Here is a 21,047-nt window from a genome sequence, read left to right as displayed (position 1 = left end):
TTTTCATAATGTTTTAATCAATATGATTGATTTTTAAGTCTTAATTTGATTAAAAAAATAACTATTATTCATCAAATTCAATTTTAAAATTCTTAACTTCATATTCAATTTTTTAAATCTATTAAATGCCTCAATATCAAAATGTATTAGATAGTCCAAATACCAATACTATTTTTATGGTTTGGAATTTCAAGGAAAATACGACTTACAAAGATGCTTTCAAAAAGCTTTGTACTTTGGTTATCAATCTTAATCATTCAGCAAATACACGTTTTCCGAAAACGCAATCGAGCGTTATTTTAGGAATTAGCTACGATGCTTGGATAAAATTAGATTTACCAAAACCTTTGCCGAAAGAATTAAAACCTTTTGTTGCCATTAAAGGAGAAAAGCATGAAGCCGTTTCTACAAAGGGCGATATTCATTTTCATATCCGCTCTACGCAACAAAGTTATTGCGTTGATATCGTTTCTAATTTGACTGATTTATTAAATGATGTTGCGACTTGTCAAGAAGAAATTCATGGATTTAGATATTGGGATGGACGTAGTATTTTAGGTTTTGTTGATGGAACTGAAAATCCACAAGGTGACGAAAGAATAAATTTTGGTTTGATTGGCAATGAAGATTCTGCTTATACAAATGGGAGTTATTTATTTGTGCAAAAATACATTCATGATATGCAAGCTTGGAAAAATTTACCAATCTCTGAACAAGAAAAAGTAATTGGTAGATCTAAAGTTGATGATATCGAAATGAATGATGATGAAAAGCCTTCGAATTCGCATTCTGCATTAGCAAATGTTGGAGATGACAAAAAAATTGTTCGTGATAATATGCCTTTTGGAAATATGTCGACAAATGAAATGGGAACCTATTTTATCGCTTATGCCAGAAAGTTTAGCATTGTAGAAGAAATGTTAGAACGCATGTTTGTTGGTGAACCTGCCGGAAACTATGATCGAATATTAGATTTTAGTAAAGCTAAAACTGGAACTTTATTTTTTGTTCCTTCTTTTGATTTATTAGATCAATTTTCTAATTAAAAATAACAAAAAAGACCTTTTACGAAATTGTAAAAGGTCTTTTGATTTTATAAAATCAAGGTTATTTATTCTTACGAGTTCCGTAAAAATACAATGAATGATTATCAATTTTGATATCAAAAATATCTTCTATCGTTTGTTTAATAGATTGAATTCTTGGATCACAAAACTCCAATACTTCTCCTGTATCAGACAAAATAATATGGTCATGATTTTTGTCGAAATATGATTTTTCGTAATGCGCTTGTTGATCTCCAAACTGATGTTTACGCACCAATTTAGCTTCCATCAAAAGCTCGATAGTATTGTATAAAGTAGCACGACTAACGCGGTATTTCTTATTTTTCATTTTGATATACAACATATCAATATCAAAATGATCATCTGTAAAATAAATTTCCTCTAAAATAGCATAACGTTCAGGTGTCTTACGATGTCCATTGTCTTCCAAGAAATTCGTAAACACTTGCTTTACTATTTCGTAATTACTTGATTTTACTGATTCGTCTGTCATATAAAAAATTTGTGTAAATATACAGAATATTTCCTTATCAATGTAACGAAACAGCTTTCAATTCGTACGTTTTTTCTATCTCTTGATAATAAATCTTTATAATCAGATATAATTAACAATATGTCTATATAAGAAAACATATAATCTTTCAAAATTATTTTATCCTTTACACTACAAAGGTTAACTTTGCACACGATGGAAGAAAATTATTTAGAAAAACTGAACGAACCACAGCGTTTGGCTGTAGAAGCTACCGAAGGTCCAGTAATGGTGATTGCAGGTGCGGGTTCTGGAAAAACGAGAGTGTTAACTTATCGCATTGCTCATTTACTAAATAAAGGAGTTGATGCTTTCAATATATTGTCTTTAACATTTACCAATAAAGCTGCCCGAGAAATGAAAGAACGTATCGGACATGTAGTTGGTGAAGCGAATGCAAAAGCTCTTTGGATGGGTACCTTCCACTCTGTTTTTGCGCGTATTCTACGTGTTGAAGCTCCGCTTTTAGGTTATCCATCAGATTTTACAATTTACGATCAACAAGATGCAGTTTCGGTAATGACAAAGATTATTAACGAAATGCATTTGGATAAAGATATTTACAAAGCAAAACAAGTTTTGGGAAGAATTTCTCAATACAAAAATAACTTGATTACAGTTAGAGCTTATCATAACAATCAAGCTTTAATTGAAGCAGATAATGAAGCAATGCGACCTCGAATGGGTGATATTTATAGAGCTTATGTAGATCGTTGTTTCAAATCTGGTGCAATGGATTTTGATGATTTATTGTTACGTACCAACGAAATTTTGACGCGTTTTCCTGAGGTTTTAGCAAAATATCAAGAACGTTTCAAATATATTATGGTAGATGAGTACCAAGATACCAATCATTCTCAATATTTGATTGTAAAAGCATTGGCTTCTCGTTACGAAAACCTTTGTGTGGTTGGTGATGATGCGCAATCTATCTATGCTTTCCGTGGTGCAAATATTCGAAATATTTTATCATTCAAATCTGATTATCCTGATGCGAAATTGTATCCATTAGAACAAAATTATCGTTCGACGCAAATGATTGTGGAAGCTGCGAATCAGATTATCAAACAAAATCAAGATCAATTAGAAAAAAATGTTTGGACAGCGAATGAAACTGGAGAAAAAATAGCCGTTTATCGTGGACTTTCTGATGCTGATGAAGCACGCTATATTGCGACACAAATTTGGGAAAGACAGATCAATGAACATCTTCAACCAAAAGATTTTGCTATTCTTTATCGTACAAATGCTCAATCTCGTGCTTTAGAAGAAGCCTTGAGAAAAAGAGGAATTCAATACCGTGTTTATGGCGGAACCTCTTTCTATCAGCGTAAAGAGATTAAGGATATGGTTGGCTATATGAGATTATTGATTAATCAAAATGATGAAGAAGCTTTATTGCGAACAATCAATTATCCAGCACGTGGAATTGGTCAAACAACAATTTCTAAACTTTTGGTCGCGGCAGATCAACATCAAATTAGTTTATTTTCTTTGATTGAAAATATTGCAATATATGCTCCAACAATTGGTATAAATGCAGGAACAGCAAACAAACTGAATGATTTTGTGTTGATGATTAAGCGTTTCCAAGTCATGTTAAAATCGCATGATGTGTATGAAGTAACGATGGAAATGGCTAAAACGACTCAATTATTGAATGCGTTGAAAGAAGATTCTACACCAGAAGGTGTTTCTCGTTTAGAAAACGTTCAAGAGTTGTTAAACTCGATTCAAGGTTATGTTGAAGAACAACAACAATTAGACGAAGGAGACGCTTCTTTAGGAGGTTTTTTAGAAAATATTGCTTTAGCAACTGATGCGGATAACGAAGAAGATGACGATAACAAAGTAAATTTGATGACTGTTCACTTAGCAAAAGGTTTAGAATTCCCTGTTGTATTTATTGCAGGTTTAGAAGAAAATCTTTTCCCTTCTATGATGAGCGTTAACACACGTGCTGAATTAGAAGAAGAGCGTCGTTTATTTTATGTTGCCTTGACACGTGCCGAGAAAGTGGCTTATATGACCTATTCTGTTTCACGTTTTCGTTGGGGAAAAATTATCGATTGCGAACCATCTCGTTTCTTAGAAGAAATTGATGATAGTTTCTTAGAATGGAAAAATCTGAATATTTCTGCAAGAGCTTCAAACAATAGTGGATTATCGGCTGATTTATTTGGAGACGAACCAACACCGCAACAGTATCAACAACGAGAAAAATCGGTTGCACGACCTAATCCGAGAGCTCGTGTAGAACCAGCTCAACCAAGATCAAATTTCAAACCAGTAAATCAAACGAAAAGTAGTGCTTCATCAACAGCGAATGCTCAAGGTTTACAAGTTGGTCAAGTTGTCGTTCACGATCGTTTTGGACGAGGAATTGTGAAAGATTTGCAAGGAGAACCATCAGATATGAAAGCCATTATTCATTTTGATAATGCTGGAGAGAAAAAATTACTCTTAAATTTTGCTAAACTAAAAATCATTCGATCATAATAAAAAAAACAGAAAAAGGTTACAATAATTTGTAACCTTTTTTATTTATATTTTAATTAACTACATACCTGATATTAAACAAAAGGTTTAAATAAGATATCATCAAAATTTAGAATAAAATTCTTGTTATGATTTATTTTTTCGAATAAATAAACAGATTAAATCTTATAATTAAGATTTTTTTAGCATTTTAGCACCACAAATAAACACAAGAACAAAAATTTTATACTCAAATGGATGATATCATCAATCTAATAAGCAGCTACGTCTGGTCATATGCTTTAATTGGACTTTGCGCTTTAACAGGAATTTACTTCTCTATTCGCACCGGATTTTTACAAGTAGTTTATATAAAAGACATGGTTCGTTTGCTTTTTAGCGGCGAAAAATCGGACAAGGGAATCACACCTTTTCAAGCCTTTTCTTTAGCAATTTCTGGTCGTGTTGGAACAGGAAATATTGTAGGTGTAGCTACTGCAATTGCTATGGGAGGACCTGGAGCCGTTTTTTGGATGTGGTTTATCGCATTTTTAGGAAGTGCATCTGCATTCATAGAATCTGCATTAGGACAGGTCTACAAACAAGAAATTAATGGAGAATATCGCGGAGGTCCGTCGTATTACATCGAAAAAGGTTTAGGAATCAAATGGTACGCAGTTTTATTCGCAATCATTACAATTATGAGCTGTGGATTATTATTACCAGGCGTTCAGTCAAATAGTATTTCATCTGCTTTGAATAATGCTTTCGATATTCCTATGTATGATTTTGCCGGAATTCCAATTAACGTAGTAGGTTTTATAATTATTGGATTATTAGCTTTAATCATTTTTGGAGGCGTAAAACGTTTAGGACAAGCCTCAGAATTCATTGTTCCTTTTATGGCAGGTGCTTACATCTTAATGGCTATCATTATTATTGGGATGAATTTCGAACAAATTCCTTCTGTTTTAAGATTAATCTTTTCTTCAGCATTCAATCAAGAATCACTTTATAGTGGCGTTTTTGGTGCTGCAATTGCTTGGGGAATAAAACGTGGAATTTATTCTAACGAAGCTGGGCAAGGAACTGCTCCGCACGCAGCAGCAGCAGCGGAAGTTAATCACCCAGCTCAACAAGGTTTAGTACAAGCTTTTTCCGTTTACATTGATACTTTATTTGTGTGTACAGCAACCGCTTTTATGATTCTATTTACAGGAAAATACAATGTAAATCACCCTGAAAAAGTTGGAAATTTTATTACAGAAAATCTTCCTGGAATAGATTATACAGGATTTACACAAGCCGCTGTTTCAAGTGAATTTCCTGCTTTTGGAGATAGTTTTGTTGCAATTGCTTTGTTTTTCTTTGCTTTTACTACTATTATGGCTTATTACTATTATGCGGAAACTAATATTACATATATTTTCAAAGGTGAAAATACTAAAATATATGTTTGGATTTTACGCATTTGTTTCTTGGGTGCAACATATTATGGAACAATTAAAACTGCAGAAACAGCATGGGCTATTGGTGATATTGGTGTTGGATTAATGGCTTGGGTTAACATTATTGCTATTTTATTATTGAGTAATGTTGGTCTTAAAGTTTGGAAAGATTACAAAGACAAACGCAAAAAAGGAATCAAAAATCCTGATTTCAATCCGTTAGAAATCGGAATTAAAAATGCTACTTTTTGGGAGAACAAAAATAAATAATACAAAAAAGCCACTTCGTTGGAAGTGGCTTTTTTGCTATTAAAAATTATGATTATTGGGCTTGAGTAAACTCTAAATTCACCAATAATTTTACTTTATCCGAAACAACTAATCCTCCTGCTTCTGTTACTTGGCTCCATCCTAATCCGTAATCTTTACGATTGATTTCGCCTGAGAATTCGAAACCAGCTCTTTCTAATCCCCAAGGATCAGTAATAACTCCACCAAAATCTGCATTTAAAGTGATTGGTTTTTTCTCTCCACGGATTTCTAAAGTTCCCTCAATTTTTCCGTTTTGAATACCTGAAGTACTTTCAAATTTCATTTCTGGAAATTGTTCAGCAGCGAAAAAATCAGCTGATTTTAAATGTCCATCACGATCTGAATTTTTTGTATTGATTGAATCTACTTTTGCATCAAATTCAAATTTTGCATCAGAAAAATCGTTACTATTACTTTCTACACTAGCATTGAAATCATCAAAATTTCCTGTTACTGTAGAGATTACCATGTGTTTAACTTTAAATTGAACTTCTGAGTGAGAAGGGTCTAAATTCCATTTTGTTGCCATAATGTTTTGTTTTTATTTGTTATTTAAATTGATTTATTTATCCTATTTTGAATGATAACATTCCTAATGATCCATAAATTAATTTGTCATTAAAAAGTGTTACTTCCTCTTCTTTTCCTTGTAATGCTAAGGCGTAAATAGATGGCAAATAATGTTCCATAGATGGTACAGCAAGATTAAATGCGCTACCTTTTTGTACAAAATTGAACAATTCGTCGTGATGACCTGTTTGCACAATATTCTTGAATGTATCATTCACTTCATATGCCCAATCGTAACCAGCATTTGGCTCATTCCAATTTAACGCTCTCAAATTGTGCACAACATTCCCACTTCCTACTATTAATACACCTTTACTACGCAAAGCGTCTAATTCCTTCGCTAATTCGTAATGCTCTTTTGGCGTTTTATAAACATCCAAACTCAGTTCTATCATCGGAACATCTGCTTCTGGATACAAAAATTTAATCACACTCCAAGAACCGTGGTCAAATCCCCACATTTTGTCTAAATCGATTTCTGTTGTTTTAATTAAATTTTTGACCTTTGTAGCCAATTCTGGACTTCCTGGTGCTGGATATTCAACATCGAATAAAGCTTGCGGAAAACCATAAAAATCGTGAATCGTTTTCGGTTGTTCTAAAGCCATAACTTTAGTCCCTTTCGTTTCCCAATGTGCCGAAATACAAATAATCGCATTTGGTTTTGGGATTGTTTTTCCAATATTCTTCCAACCTTCTACAAAAATATTTTCTTCGATTGCGTTCATCGGAGAGCCATGTCCTAAAAATAAAACTGGCATTTTATCAGTTGTAGAAAAACTTGAAGTTATAGATTTTAACGTATTGAAATTCACGATTTTTACAGTATATTTTATTTATTATTATTTAGCTTTTGGAGCTGCAAATTCTAAGTTAGATGTTAAGGTAACAACATCACCTACAACAGCTTCTGGGAAATTACCACCGATATTAAAATCACTTCTTTTTACATTTCCTTTTACTGTAAATCCGTACGTTTTAACTCCGTTATTGTTAATACTTCCGTTGTAAACTAATTTTAACGCAACTGGTTTTGTTACTCCATTTAATGTTAAATCACCAACCATTTTAAATTGATTTCCTTTAACACGTGTAATTCCTTTTGAAGAGAATTCTAGTTTTGAATTTTTTGCTGCATTGAAAAAATCTGCTGATTTTAAATGATTATCACGTGCCTCTATTCCTGTATTGATTGAATTGATATCTGCAACTACATGAAATTTTGCATCGCTTAAATCTTCTTTTGTAAAGTTTAAATGAACATCAAAATTTTGGAATTGTCCTTCAACATCAGAAATTGTCATGTGAGAAACAGAAAAACCTAATTTTGAGTGCGCTTTATCATTTGTATAATTTTGAGCAAATGCAGACATTGAAGCTGCTGATAACATTAACGTGAATAATAATTTTTTCATAACGAATGATTATTTGATTGTTTTTAATTAATTATTTATTTTGATAGGACAAATTTAACTCAGTCATCAGCGAGATTTCATTGACATAAGATAAGAAATTAAAAAGCTTGATTTTTCATCTAATAAACGATCAAATTGTATCAATTAACATTCCAAAAAGTAAAGATTTTGAATTTGTTAGCAATAAAAAAAACACTTCAATAGAAGTGTTTAATATTATTTTACTGGACTAAAATACCAGTAGGTAGATGTTTTTTTATTCTCGATTTCCAAATATTCTGGAAATGCTTGCGGTAATAAATGTAATTCTTCCGATTTTTTCAAATCTGTTAGAATCTGACGTAAAGGATATCCTTTTTTACGATCGTGAGGAAAATATCCTTTTTCAATTAAGAAAGGCATCATATCCTTCGTTTTTACACGTTCCAACTTATTTTCTGTTAAATAAGCCTGAATATCTTCGCTCATTTTTTTGACCACTTCGCGATCTACTTTAATATATTCGTTTCTCTTCATATAATTTTACCAATTACCATTCATGTGCGTCAAAATCATAGGACCTTCAGAAGTGACCAAAACAGTATGCTCGTGTTGTGCAAAAACGCCAGGTGCATTTCCTATCATTGTCCAACCATCCGCTTGCTCAATTGCTTCATAAGAATTTTCTGAAATAAAAGTTTCTAACGCAATAACTGAATTTTTACGGAATCGACGTTTATCATCTGGATCTCTAAAATTCATCAAATCTAATGGTTCTTCATGCAACGAACGTCCTACTCCATGACCAGTTAAATTCTCGATCACATGATAATGATTTTTTTTTGCTTCTTTCTCAATAATTCCACCAATATCAGCGATTTTAACGCCAGATTTTACAGCTGCAATTGCTTTTTGAAGCGCAGAAATAGATGCATCAACAATTTTTTGATAACCATTCACATCTTCTCCAACAACAATAGAACCTCCATTATCAGCCCAAAAACCACCTAATTCTCCAGAAACATCAATATTAATTACATCTCCGTCTTTCAAAATTTTATCGACTCTTGGAATTCCGTGACAAATTTCTTCATTCACGCTTAAGCAAGTATAACCAGGAAATTGATACGTCTCGAAAGGAGCTGATTTGCAACCAAATTTGTGCATAATCTTCGCACCAAAATCGTCCAATTCTTTTGTTGACATTCCAGGTTTTACATAATCTTTCATCTCTTTAAGAGTAACGGCTACAGCTTCGCTGACTTTTTTCATTCCGATTAACTCTTCTTCTGTCTCTATAATCATTGCTTAAATTCTATTGATTTCCTTTTCAGAAATCATTTACAAATTTACGGGTATTTGTAACGATTATTTGCTTATTTTGATAGAAATTCGTGATTATTGTATAATAGATTATATTGTTGATTGATAAAGAAGTATATCAATCATAATGAAAACGACATTTCGCAATTTGAATTTCATTTTCTACAACACGATATATTAACCGATGTTCATGATCTATTCTTCTCGACCAAAATCCTGCATATCTGTGTTTCAAAGCTTCTGGTTTCCCCAGACCATCAAAAGGATTTCGAGCAATATCTTTAATCAATTCATTGATCTTTTTCAATTTAGATTTATCTGTTTTTTGCCAATACAAATAATATTCCCAAGATTCATCAACAAAAACGATTTTCATCTATTCTTCGATTAACTCTTTTGTAAACGTTTTGTGAGTTTTTAATTTCTCAATTGCAGCATCCAAACGCTCTTCATTTTTGCGAGAAGAAAGCTCGTGATTCGTAGCAATTAGCGAGTTATACTCTTCTAAAGACATAATAACAACACCAGAATTTTTTCCACGATTAATAATCAATGTTTCAAAATTATTCGTCACACGATCAAAATATTCTTTAATATCTTTTCTAAATTAAGAAATATTTGTTATCAACATATGTACAATATTTTGTACAAAAATAAGTATAATTAATTATAAATAAACTTGATTTATAAAGTTTTAGAAAATAAAAAAATCCGTCAAATGACGGATTTAAGTTTATATTTTTCTAACGATTAATCTGCATCATAGATTAATACTCGTTTTGCTAATTTATTTGGACCATTCAAAAACTCGATATGTTGTGGATGTTTTTGATAGGTTTCAAATTGTTCCATCGTTTCGAAAGCTGCAAACAAAGAAAACGAATACGAAGCGTCGATAACATCTCTTTCGATATTTGCAGGCGTTCCAACGTGAAAAAATGCTGATGGAGCAATTGGTTCTAGATCTTTCAAAGCTTGGTGAAATGTATTCACTTCAGCTTCTGTAGCGTCGTCTTTTAACCAAAATAATACGTGGTGTGCTAACATAAAATTCTATTTTTTAGTATGCAATTTGCATTTTTACTTTCTTATTTTTTACTTTTTGACCGTTCAATTTTTTCAATAAATCTGGAACTTTTTTACGATTAATCGCAACATACGAAGTTGTATCCTTTACCTCAATAATTCCGACATCGTTTTTTTCTAAACCTCCTTTTTTGAACAAAAATCCAACAATATCAACTTTGTTTACTTTGTCTTTTTTTCCTGCAGAAATATAAATCGTTTGGTAAGGTGTACGTTCTGGAATCTTATATGTTCCACCTAAATTTTCGACAGGTAAATTTTCATTTACAAACGGAAAATGTTCTTCATTGCTAATAATTAAATACACAAAACCTTTCGCATTCATACGTGCTGTACGTCCATTTCTGTGAATAAAAGCGGCTTCTTTTGCAGGTAATTGATAATGAATAATCGAATCTACTTCTGGAATATCCAAACCACGCGCAGCCAAATCTGTTGTAATTAAAACTCGAACCGAATCATTTCTGAATTTCAGTAACGCACGTTCGCGTTCGTCTTGTTCCATTCCACCATGAAAACTTTCACGCGCAATTCCTTTTTCATGCAACAAATTACTAATACGGTCGACAGCATCACGGTGATTACAGAAAATCAACATGCGTTTGCTTCCAATTTTGCAAATCAAATTAAATAAAGTATCCAATTTTTCTTCTGAAATGGTGTTAACCACTTTCATATGTAAATCAGGCTTTACCTCGATTTGTTTCAGATAACTCACAATTTTTTCGTCATTCAATCCAACAAATTCTGGAATATTTTCCATTTCTGTAGCAGAAGTCAAGATACGTTGTTTTAAGCCAGAAAGTTGCTCAACAATAAAGCTCATGTCTTCTTGAAAACCTAATTCTAAGGCTTTATCAAACTCATCCAAAATTAAAGTTTGAACAGTGGAAGGATCAAAATTTTCGTTACGCAAATGATACGCAATACGGCCTGGAGTCCCAATTAAAACAGCCGGAGCTTCTAACAAAGTATTTTGCTCAACTTTTGTATTATGTCCACCATAACAACACGTTACTTTATAATCAGATTTCATCGATTTGAAAACTGTTTCGATTTGTAAAGCTAACTCACGCGCAGGAACTAAAATTAAGGTTTGAACACCTTTTACATCTGGATTTAAATCTCTTAAAGTCGGAAATAAAAACGCCAATGTTTTACCAGAACCTGTTGGTGATAATAGAATTAAATCTCGTTGATTTTCGGACATTTTGAATGCTGAACGTTGCATTGCATTCATATCTTTGATGCCCAAATTTTTATAAAGTAAATCGATTTGCATACTGCAAAAATAGTCTATTCTTTCGAATTAATCATTTTTTGACGCTGTAGAAATCTTATAATCTTCCATAAATTCGTCAAAAAGATTCATGATTTCGAAGTGATTTTTATCTAATGTATTTGCGTCAAACGAAACAACAGCACCATATATTTTATTCCAAAATCTCATGCGCGCTTGTAGGAATTTTTGAGATTCATTATTGATAAACTTATCAGCATCAACAACTTTTACATTGATGACACGTTGACGAGGTAATTTCAGTTCTTCAATTTCCAAGATTTTTCCCCATTCAATATAATTCAAATGATCCGTAGGTTTGTAAACAATTCCTTTTTTATCAATCAATAAAATCAATTGTTTTTTCATCAATTTTTTGATTGAAACGATGATGAATAGTAAACTTGGAACAAATAAAACTCCGCTTAAAATTTTTGCAGTTTGCGGAGAATTAACTTGATTGGCGTTTAGAAATAAATAAATTGAACAAGCAAAAAATAAAAGACTACCGAATAATAATCCCCAATTGCTTGTTTGTTTTGCGTAAACTTTAACTGAATTCAATTGATTTTGTTTTTACAAAAATATAGATTTTAATCTTAATTAAAGGTTATAAAAAAGAGTCTCAAAAAACTGAGACTCTTATTAATTATCCAAAAATTTCTTGGTATTGTTTCTTGTATTTTTCTAAAATAATTTTACGTTTAAATTTTAACGTTGGCGTTAATTCTCCACCTTCTACGGTCATTTCATTTGGAATAATTGCAATCTTTTTGATTTGTTCCCAATGTCCAAAATGATTATTCAGTTGATTGATTTCATCTTCTAATTTCTTTTTGACAACATCACTTTTCTGAAATTCATCATGAGGAAGATTTACAATTTCAGAAGCATTTGACTGCGCCCATTTTTTGAGATTTGTATAACTCGGAACCACAAAAGCTCCAGGAAACTTCTCGCCTTCTCCAACAACCATCAATTGCTCGATGAATGGCGATTCTACCATTTTCATTTCGATTTGTTGTGGAACAATATATTTCCCTCCCGAAGTTTTGTACATTTCTTTTTTACGGTCAACAATTTTCAAGAATTTATTGTCTATCCATTCTCCAATATCACCCGTGTATAGCCAACCATCTTTGATTTCTTCGGCAGTTTTTTCTGGTAAATTATGATAACCCATCATCACAATATCACCTTTCACTAAAATTTCGCCATCATCAGCCAATTTTACTTCAACACCTTTCAACGGAGGTCCAACAGTTCCTATCTTTTTACCTCGACGAAAACAATTCACCGCAATTACTGGCGAAGCTTCTGTCAATCCATAACCTTCATAAATTGGAATTTCGGCAGCTAAAAATACGCGAACAATTCGTTGTTGAATCGCTGCACTTCCCGTTACAATGGCTTTTAATTCGCCACCAAGTCCTTCGTACCATTTGTGTAAAACTAATTTTCGGGCAATTGCTAATTTCAAATTATAAATTGTAGAACGCTGATCATCTTCTAACACAAACTCATCGCCAACTTTTACAGCCCAATCAAAAATAGATTTCTTAAAACCTGATAATTGAGCTCCCGTTTGCATGATTTTTTCATAAACTTTTTCAATCACACGAGGAACAGCCGTAATCATATGCGGTTTAATTTCTTTTAAATTATCGCCAATCTTCTCCATCGATTCTGCAAAATATATCGAAATCCCCATGTACACATACAAATACTGAATTGTTCGCTCATACGCATGACAAGCAGGAAGAAAGGTCAAAGCACGATCATAAGGATCAAGTGGTGTTGAATATTCGCAAGCCATAACATCTGCAATAATATTTTTGTGCGACAACATCACACCTTTCGGATTTCCCGTTGTTCCTGATGTATAGATTAAAAAAGCTAAATCTTCGTGCTTTACATTTGCGGCACGTTTGTCTATTTCTTCTTGTTGAATTGTTTTTCCTTTTTCGATTAAAACATTCCAACTTTCTGTATTTTCAAATTCATCAATCGAGTACAGTTGCTCTAATGAAGGCAATTTTGTTTTGAGTTGATTGATTCGCGTATACAAATCGAGATTACTTGTAAAACACAATTTTATAGCCGAATCGCTAAAAATATATTCGTAATCGCTGTCAGAAATATTCGGATAAATCGCTACCACAACAGCTCCGATTTGTTGTATCGCATAATCTATCATATTCCATTCGACACGATTTTCTGAGATTAGTCCCACTTTTTCACCTGGTTGAACTCCACAAGCGATCAATCCTTTTGAGATTGCATTAACATGTTCTAAAAAAGTTGTGGTTTTCATCGGTTTCCATTCTCCATTTTGTTTGGATACAAACATGGATAAATCAGGAAACTTCTCCAGCTGACGTTTTGGTAAATCAAAAATTCTGGTTGCTTCCATAGCGCACTTATAGTTTTGTAATTTTGAAAAGAATTCGTCGAAAATAGCGTAAAATGATGAGTTTTTCAAAAATTTTATCTTCAACTTAAAAAGAATTATTTTCGTCATAAATATTACAATTATGAAATATCTAATTTTATTTCTCTTATTATTTTACTCTTGCAGCTCTGATTTTAAAAAGTCTTATAAAATTGGAGATATTAAATTATATGAATTACAATGTTCTGGACACTATTATTTGAGCACTGATAATTGTGATTGTAAACATTTACCAACTAATTATTTTATTCCAAAAGGAGAAAATGATTCATTTTTTGAATTATTCTTAAAGAAGAACAAAGGAAAACTTCAAGTTAATTCACTTTATAATGAATTTGAAACTCATGGAAATATCAAAGAAAAAGTAGATTTTATTCTATATACCGATAACGCCTCTTTTAGTGATAGTATAAGAAAATTAAATTATACTGTGATTCGAGGATATTCTAATGGAAGAATGAATCCATAAAAAATCCCTCAATTCATGGTGAATTGAGGGACTTTTTTATTTATAAATTTCGTCGAATTCTTTCTGATATTTCTTTAGAATAACTTTACGTTTTAATTTTAAAGTTGGAGTTAATTCTTCACCTTCAATCGTAAATTCGTGCGTTAGAATTGCTGGTTTCTTAATCTGTTCCCAATTTCCAAAAAACTGATTTGCTTTACGAACTTCTTGATTAATTACTTTATGAACTTCTGTAGATGCTATAAATTCATCACGAGAAAGATTACTAATTTCAGGTGCATTTTCTTTTGCCCATTCTTTCAGATTTACATAATTCGGAACAATAAAAGCTGAAGCAAATTTTTGCGCATCACCAACAACCATTGCTTGTTCAATAAAATTTGATTCGACAAGCTTTGTTTCGATTGGTTGAGGAACAACATATTTCCCTCCAGAAATTTTAAACATTTCCTTTTTACGGTCAATAATTTTCAAGAAATGACCTTCTCCTTCTTCCCAAACTCCAATATCACCTGTGTGCAACCATCCATCAATAATGACCTCATCAGTCGCTTTCTGATTTTTATAATAACCCATCATCACATTAGGGCCTTGAACCAAAATTTCGCCATCTTCGGCTAATTTTACTTTGACATCTTTTATTGGCGAACCCACAGTTCCGATGCGAACACCTAATTTGTGCGGATTATTTACGGTAATTAAAGGCGATGTTTCCGTCATTCCATATCCTTCAAAAAATGGTAATCCAGCCGCCATAAAAACGCGCGCAATTTTACCTTGCAACGAAGCACTTCCTGAAATAATGTATTTGAAATTACCTCCTAACGCTTCATAAAATTTATTCAAAACTAATTTTCGAGCTAACGCTAACTTCACATTATACACCAAAGATCGTTTCTTCGCATCAGGTTCATATTGAGAAGCAATCTCAATCGCCCAATCAAAAACTTTTCGCTTTTTTCCTGTTAAAGCGCTACCTGTTTTCAGGATTTTCTCATAAACTTTTTCCATCACACGAGGAACAGCAGTCATGATATGAGGTTTTACTTCATTGATATTATCACCAATTTTTTCAAATCCTTCGGCAAAATAAACCGTTACACCAATATATAAATAGGTATAAATTACAGTTCTTTCGTATGTATGACAAGGCGGTAAAAAAGTCAAACCTCTTGTTCCTTCTTCTAACACGACAATTTCTTTAGCCGCAATAAAATTCGAAACCAAATTATTATGAGATAACATTACACCTTTCGGTTTTCCTGTTGTACCAGAGGTATAAATTAAAGTTGCTAAATCTGAATTTCGGACAATTGAACTAAGATTATTTACATATTCATCTGTAATTTCTTTTCCAATTTCTTTTAATTCTGACCAATTTCTAGAATCTGGGAACTCATTAATCGCAAAAACATATTCTAAACTATAAATTGTGCTAAACATATTATTGATACCTTCATACAAATTTTTTGTACTTACAATACACAATTGTATTTCTGCATCATTGAAAATAAATTGATATTCAAAATCTGTAATATTTGGATAAATCGCTACTACAACAGCACCAATTTGCTGAATTGCAAAATCAATCACATGCCATTCATAGCGGCTTTCACATACAAGTCCTACTCGATCGCCAGGTTTAACTCCCAAAGCTAATAAACCTTTAGAAATTTCTCTTGTTTGTTCAATAAATTCGGCTGGTTTTGTAAACTTCCATTCGCCATCAATTTTACTTGCAAACATATTATGATTGGGATAAAGTTCTTGTTGACGATAAGCTAAGTCAAAAATTCGTGTAGGATTATTCATTTTCTAAATACTAAACTTTATAAAAAAGAGTGCAAATTTGGTGCAAAATTTTCATAAATCAGTTTTATTTCACGAAAAAAGCAAGATTAATAAAAATCTTGCTTCATTGTTTTCTAAAAAATTGATGTTTTTATTGATAAATTCCGTCAATTTCTTTTTTATATTTTTCTGAAATGATTTTACGTTTCATTTTCAAAGTTGGCGTTAATTCTCCCGCTTCAATTGTGAATTCATAAGGCAATAAATGGAACTTTTTAATCTTTTCCCAATTTCCAAAATTGACATTTAATTTGTTGATTTCATTTCCTATCAATTCATAAATTTTTGGGTGCGTTAAAAACTCTTCACGAGGTAAATTAATCAATGAAGATTCATTTGCTTTTGCCCAATCAATGCAGTTTTCATATGAAGGAATAACCAAAGCAGCTGGGAATTTTCGTCCTTCTCCAACAACCATAATTTGTTCGACATAATTAGATTCTGAAAGAATTTTCTCAATTTGTTGCGGAACAACATATTTTCCTCCAGAAGTTTTGAACATTTCTTTTTTACGATCGATAATTTTTAAGAATTTATTATCAACCCATTCGCCAATATCGCCCGTATATAACCAACCATCTTTCAAAACTTCAGCAGTCGCTACAGGATTTTTATAATATCCTTGCATGATATTTTTTCCTTTTGCTAAGATTTCTCCGTCTTCAGCTAATTTAATTTCAATATCAATCAAAGGAATCCCTACAGTTCCTATTTTCATTCCACGTTTGATACAATTTACAGATAAACAAGGTCCAGCTTCTGTTAAACCATAACCTTCGTAAATTGGAATTCCGGCAGCTAAATACAATTTTAATAAACGAGTTTGTAAAGTTGCACTTCCCGAAGCAATTCCTTTTACATTACCACCAAGCGCTGCTTTCCATTTCGAAAAAATTAATTTTCGAGCAATGTTTAATTGAAATTTATACCAAGCCGAAAGCTTCGATTCATCTAAATCATACTGTTCTCCTAACGAAATTGCCCAAAAGAATAAAGCTCTTTTAACTCCTGTCAATTGTTCTCCAGTCGCCATGATTTTATCGTAAACTTTCTCTAAAACACGTGGAACAGCCGAAAAAATATGCGGTTGAACTTCTTTCATGTCTTGCCCTATCGTATCCATTGATTGCGCAAAATAAATTGGTAAGCCCATTTTGATGTACACATATTGAAAGACGCGTTCATACGCATGACAAGCAGGTAAAAAAGACAACGCTTTATCATACGCTTTTACAGGAAAAGAATATTCGGAACTATCAACATCAGCTAATAAATTTTCGTGAGAAAGCATCACACCTTTCGGATTTCCAGTTGTTCCAGAAGTATAAATAAGAGTTGCTAAATCAGTAGATTTTACATTGTCCATCTTTGTTTGTAAAACCTCATCAGAAATGGAAATTCCTTTCGAAATTAACTCAATCCAATTTGGTGTATGCGGATAAGTATTAAATGTATAAACTTGTTCAAGATTTGGAATACGATCTTTGATTCCTAATAATCGCTGATACAACGCATCATTGCTCACAAAACAAAGTTTGATTTCGGCATCATTTAGGATAAATTCGTAATCATTGCCCGAAATATTGGGATAAATTGCCACAACGACAGCTCCAATTTGCTGAATTGCAAAATCTACTAAATTCCATTCCAAACGATTTTCGCTAATCAACGCAACTTTATCATTTGGTTGAACACCATTTGCAATCAAACCTTTCGAAATATTATTTACTCGAATGATAAAATCTGTTGTCGAAATTCCCTTCCATTCTCCTTTTTCTTTGTAATTAAAAATCGAAATGTTAGGTGTATTTTTTTCTTGAAATCGAGGTAAATCGAATACTCTTTGTGGTTGTTTCATATTCTTGAAATAAGGATACAAATTTCTGTTAATTCTTTCTACTTTAGAAATTATTTGCTCATTCTTTTCTCAAAAAAATTAAGTTTATTATCAATAAAAATCATTTTACTTTTTTGCAATAATTATACTATACTCTCTTTCAACTTTTTCGCCAGCTTTGCTAATCACACTTTCCGAAAATGTTTTTGTATCTTCAATCGAAAATTTAGCAGATTTCAATAGTTTTATCACTTCATCTTCTGTGTACAAATTGAAGCCAAATTGAATGAAAGGCAATGTTTCCATAAATTCCTTTTTAGCAAAAGTAAGCGCAAATTTCCCGTTGAATTTCAAGACTCTATAAATTTCACTCAAGAAAAGTTTAGGATTTTTCCAAAAATAGATTGTATTCACCGTAAAAATTTTATCAAATCGTTTTTCATAAAAATGAATTCTTTCATCCATAATTATTTCAAACCTAATACTTGAATTCAAATAATCAGAATTGTTCATGATAGCACTATTTTTCATGACCTGTGAAAGTTCTAAACCAATATATTCTAAACCTTGTGCTTGATTCAATACATAAGGTAAATGCTTACAATTTCCATGACCTAACTCTAAAATTTGTTCTTGATTTTGTAATTGTAAATGATCTATTGTCATTTTTGTCATTCCAAAATTACTTTCACTCATTTGCTCACCAACTTCAATCCCTTCGTCTCCATTTGGACAACTCAATTGTTCCGCAAGGCTTTGTAAATCAATATTATTTTTCATTTAATTTATTTATATAGAATAATTCTAAATTAATAAATATTAATCATTATACGCGTGATTTTAATCATTTAAAAATTACATCTTACCTTTGAAAAATAGTAAAATAGATGAGAGATATTATACGAACTGAAGACGAAGATGATTTCAAACTGTTTTGTTTGGAATCTGTAGCAGATATTGAAGAGCAAAATGATTCGCAATTATTGGAATTTTTGGAACATTTGGCGCGAGAATTTCAGATTACAAATGTTTATAAAACGACTGATAGCTTTGAAGGCTTCGAGGAAAGTTTGACCAATCTTCTTTATCATGATAAATATTTTAGAGATTATAAAATCATTTATTTAGTTTTTGAAGGCGAAGGAAATCAAATTCAAATTGATGATTATTACTATAGTTTAGAAGAAGTTGCTGAGATCTTTCAAGGAAAATTAACTGATAAAATTGTTCATTTTGCGAATACAATGAATTTAAATTTGGAAGACGAAAGTTTTCAATATTTTATTGATGTGACGGGTGCAAAAGCTTTGTCGGGGTATGTAAATCCTTCTCCAATTTTGAGTACAATTTTGGATCAATATTATTTTTGTTTAGCGAAAGAAATTGATGACGAAGAAGAGCTTGTGCATGCGTTGTTTGATAAACATGCCAATATATGCCTGAAATTAGGTTTTAGATTGTATCATTAATAAGATTTAACAATAAGCTAAAATACTTTTCAGAAATAATCTATTCATTTACAAAAACAATAAAATGGATAGACGTAAATTTCTTAGAGGATCGGCATTAGTTTCTACTGGTTTAATTCTAAATCCTTTCGATTTATTTGCTCAAAATAAAATCAAACCTAATCTTTCTACAAATACTACAAAGAATATTATTTTTATGATAAGCGATGGAATGAGTTCTGGGACTCTTGCTATGGCTAATTTATACAACAAACAATTACACGGAAAAAATGGTAATTGGATTAATCTTTATGAAGAAAATAAAGTAAAAAGAGCTTTGATGGACACTGCTTCTGCAAGTTCTATTGTTACCGATTCTGCGGCTGCGAGTTCTGCTTTTGGAGGTGGAATTCGTGTAAAAAATGGTGTATTGAACATTGGTGCGAATGGAGAAAATCATGTTCCGATTTGGCAAAAATTCAAAAAAGCTGGTAAAAGAACGGGTTGTGTGACAACGGTTACGATTACTCATGCAACTCCTGCTGGTTTTTGTGTGAATTCTGCTAGTAGAAATGCTGAGCCAGAGATTGCTGAAAAATATGCCGAAATTGGTATTGATGTTTTATTAGGTGGCGGTGACGAATTTTTTAATTCAGCCAAAAGAGAAGACAAGAAAGATCTGTATACGGTTTATAAGAAAAAAGGTTATCAAATTGCGAAAACAAAGGAAGAATTAGCAAAATCTCAAAACAATATATCTTTATTGGGAATTTTCAATACTGGAGCAATTCCTTATGCAATTGACCATAAAAATCTCTCAAAAAATAAATCTATTCCTACGCTTGCAGAAATGACTAAGGTTGCGATTGATAATTTGAAAAGTCATCAAAATGGTTTTGTATTGCAAGTAGAAGCGGGAAAAGTAGATTGGGCAGCGCATGCGAATGATGTTGCAGGATTAATTAATGATCAACTTGCATTTGATGAAACTATCAAAACTGTAATGGATTTTGCTGAAAAGGATGGAAATACATTAGTTATCATCACAACTGATCACGGAAATGCAAATCCAGGAACAATTTATGGAGCTGATGTAAACAAAAATTTTGAAAGTATTGTTAATTATAGATATACCAACGAACATATTTTGAATGAAATTCACGAAGATTTTAACTTACAAGAAATCAAAGATTGGATTGTCGAAACAAATGGTTTTAGTTTGACAGATGATGAAGCAAAACATATGTTAGATTTTTACAAAGGTTTGGATAAAGAAGAAGGATTGTATAATTTCAAAAAACTTCCATTCAAATTTTTCTCTGAAATTCAGAAAAAACGCAACAATGTTGGTTGGATAAGTATGGATCACTCGGGCGATTACGTAGAATTGGCAATGTATGGACCTGGAAGTGATTTGTTAAAGCCATTTGTAAAAAATACAGATCTTCATCAACTTATGTTACAAGCAACAAATGTAAATGTATAAACAAAAACCTCTCAA

General features: G+C 31.9%; 21 protein-coding genes. 6 read left to right on the top strand and 15 right to left on the bottom strand.

The window, feature by feature from the left end:
* Nucleotides 1-125: 125 nt before the first annotated feature.
* Nucleotides 126-1,046, top strand: coding sequence for a Dyp-type peroxidase (locus FH779_RS08430; protein WP_180906729.1), 921 nt, complete (start codon nt 126-128; stop codon nt 1,044-1,046).
* A 61-nt stretch (nt 1,047-1,107) separates the two neighbouring features.
* Here the strand turns inward: FH779_RS08430 and FH779_RS08425 are convergent, their stop codons facing one another.
* A complete protein-coding gene (locus FH779_RS08425; protein ID WP_038331681.1) occupies nt 1,108-1,560 on the bottom strand; it encodes a Fur family transcriptional regulator in 453 nt (150 codons plus the stop codon).
* Nucleotides 1,561-1,755: 195 nt separating this feature from the next.
* On the opposite strand from FH779_RS08425, the gene FH779_RS08420 reads away from it, so the two are divergent.
* On the top strand, nt 1,756-4,098 hold the full coding sequence (locus tag FH779_RS08420; protein ID WP_180906728.1) for an ATP-dependent helicase: 2,343 nt from the start codon (nt 1,756-1,758) through the stop codon (nt 4,096-4,098).
* Nucleotides 4,099-4,331: 233 nt separating this feature from the next.
* Entirely contained in the window at nt 4,332-5,795 is a 1,464-nt protein-coding gene (locus tag FH779_RS08415; protein ID WP_180906727.1) for an alanine/glycine:cation symporter family protein, read from the top strand.
* Between the two features lie 52 nt (nt 5,796-5,847).
* Here FH779_RS08415 and FH779_RS08410 read toward each other — a convergent pair whose 3' ends face one another.
* The 11 genes from FH779_RS08410 to FH779_RS08360 form a co-directional block, all read right to left on the bottom strand.
* Entirely contained in the window at nt 5,848-6,366 is a 519-nt protein-coding gene (locus FH779_RS08410; protein WP_180906726.1) for a YceI family protein, read from the bottom strand.
* A 37-nt stretch (nt 6,367-6,403) separates the two neighbouring features.
* Nucleotides 6,404-7,222: a 4,5-DOPA-extradiol-dioxygenase gene (gene ygiD / locus FH779_RS08405; protein ID WP_244958048.1), complete on the bottom strand. Its 819-nt coding sequence runs from the start codon at nt 7,220-7,222 to the stop codon at nt 6,404-6,406.
* Nucleotides 7,223-7,249: 27 nt separating this feature from the next.
* Nucleotides 7,250-7,822, bottom strand: a complete 573-nt coding sequence (locus tag FH779_RS08400) for a YceI family protein (RefSeq protein ID WP_180906725.1) — start codon at nt 7,820-7,822, stop codon at nt 7,250-7,252.
* A gap of 216 nt (nt 7,823-8,038) precedes the next feature.
* A complete protein-coding gene (locus tag FH779_RS08395) occupies nt 8,039-8,338 on the bottom strand; it encodes a hypothetical protein (RefSeq protein WP_125350083.1) in 300 nt (99 codons plus the stop codon).
* Nucleotides 8,339-8,344: 6 nt separating this feature from the next.
* Nucleotides 8,345-9,106: a type I methionyl aminopeptidase gene (gene map / locus FH779_RS08390; RefSeq protein ID WP_180906724.1), complete on the bottom strand. Its 762-nt coding sequence runs from the start codon at nt 9,104-9,106 to the stop codon at nt 8,345-8,347.
* Nucleotides 9,107-9,242: 136 nt separating this feature from the next.
* Nucleotides 9,243-9,500: a Txe/YoeB family addiction module toxin gene (locus FH779_RS08385; RefSeq protein ID WP_180906723.1), complete on the bottom strand. Its 258-nt coding sequence runs from the start codon at nt 9,498-9,500 to the stop codon at nt 9,243-9,245.
* Nucleotides 9,501-9,719, bottom strand: coding sequence for a type II toxin-antitoxin system Phd/YefM family antitoxin (locus tag FH779_RS08380; RefSeq protein WP_244958055.1), 219 nt, complete (start codon nt 9,717-9,719; stop codon nt 9,501-9,503).
* 155 nt (nt 9,720-9,874) lie between these two features.
* Complete coding sequence (locus FH779_RS08375; RefSeq protein WP_180906722.1) at nt 9,875-10,171, bottom strand: Dabb family protein; 297 nt, start codon at nt 10,169-10,171, stop codon at nt 9,875-9,877.
* Between the two features lie 13 nt (nt 10,172-10,184).
* Nucleotides 10,185-11,492 (bottom strand): DEAD/DEAH box helicase, encoded by a 1,308-nt coding sequence (locus FH779_RS08370; protein WP_180906721.1) that lies wholly within the window; start codon nt 11,490-11,492, stop codon nt 10,185-10,187.
* Nucleotides 11,493-11,519: 27 nt separating this feature from the next.
* On the bottom strand, nt 11,520-12,053 hold the full coding sequence (locus FH779_RS08365; protein WP_180906720.1) for an STM3941 family protein: 534 nt from the start codon (nt 12,051-12,053) through the stop codon (nt 11,520-11,522).
* Between the two features lie 85 nt (nt 12,054-12,138).
* Nucleotides 12,139-13,902, bottom strand: coding sequence for an AMP-dependent synthetase/ligase (locus FH779_RS08360; RefSeq protein WP_180906719.1), 1,764 nt, complete (start codon nt 13,900-13,902; stop codon nt 12,139-12,141).
* 121 nt (nt 13,903-14,023) lie between these two features.
* Between FH779_RS08360 and FH779_RS08355 the strand changes: the two genes are divergently transcribed.
* Nucleotides 14,024-14,410 carry a hypothetical protein gene (locus tag FH779_RS08355; protein ID WP_180906718.1) on the top strand — a complete coding sequence of 129 codons (387 nt, stop codon included), beginning with the start codon at nt 14,024-14,026 and terminating at the stop codon, nt 14,408-14,410.
* A gap of 36 nt (nt 14,411-14,446) precedes the next feature.
* On the opposite strand, the gene FH779_RS08350 is transcribed toward FH779_RS08355, so the two are convergent.
* The 3 genes from FH779_RS08350 to FH779_RS08340 all read right to left on the bottom strand — a co-directional run bounded on the left by FH779_RS08350 (nt 14,447) and on the right by FH779_RS08340 (nt 18,878).
* Nucleotides 14,447-16,222, bottom strand: coding sequence for an AMP-dependent synthetase/ligase (locus FH779_RS08350; protein ID WP_180906717.1), 1,776 nt, complete (start codon nt 16,220-16,222; stop codon nt 14,447-14,449).
* Nucleotides 16,223-16,352: 130 nt separating this feature from the next.
* Nucleotides 16,353-18,119, bottom strand: a complete 1,767-nt coding sequence (locus FH779_RS08345) for an AMP-dependent synthetase/ligase (protein ID WP_180906716.1) — start codon at nt 18,117-18,119, stop codon at nt 16,353-16,355.
* A gap of 105 nt (nt 18,120-18,224) precedes the next feature.
* Nucleotides 18,225-18,878, bottom strand: a complete 654-nt coding sequence (locus FH779_RS08340) for a class I SAM-dependent methyltransferase (RefSeq protein ID WP_180906715.1) — start codon at nt 18,876-18,878, stop codon at nt 18,225-18,227.
* A gap of 107 nt (nt 18,879-18,985) precedes the next feature.
* Here FH779_RS08340 and FH779_RS08335 point away from each other — a divergent pair, with 107 nt between their 5' ends.
* On the top strand, nt 18,986-19,567 hold the full coding sequence (locus FH779_RS08335) for a DUF6642 family protein (protein ID WP_180906714.1): 582 nt from the start codon (nt 18,986-18,988) through the stop codon (nt 19,565-19,567).
* Nucleotides 19,568-19,631: 64 nt separating this feature from the next.
* Nucleotides 19,632-21,032 (top strand): alkaline phosphatase, encoded by a 1,401-nt coding sequence (locus FH779_RS08330; RefSeq protein ID WP_180906713.1) that lies wholly within the window; start codon nt 19,632-19,634, stop codon nt 21,030-21,032.
* The last annotated feature ends 15 nt before the right edge of the window (nt 21,033-21,047 follow it).

Source organism: Empedobacter falsenii (assembly GCF_013488205.1).
Taxonomy (GTDB): Bacteria; Bacteroidota; Bacteroidia; order Flavobacteriales; family Weeksellaceae; genus Empedobacter; species Empedobacter falsenii_C.
This window is presented reverse-complemented; position numbering and strand designations above follow the sequence as displayed.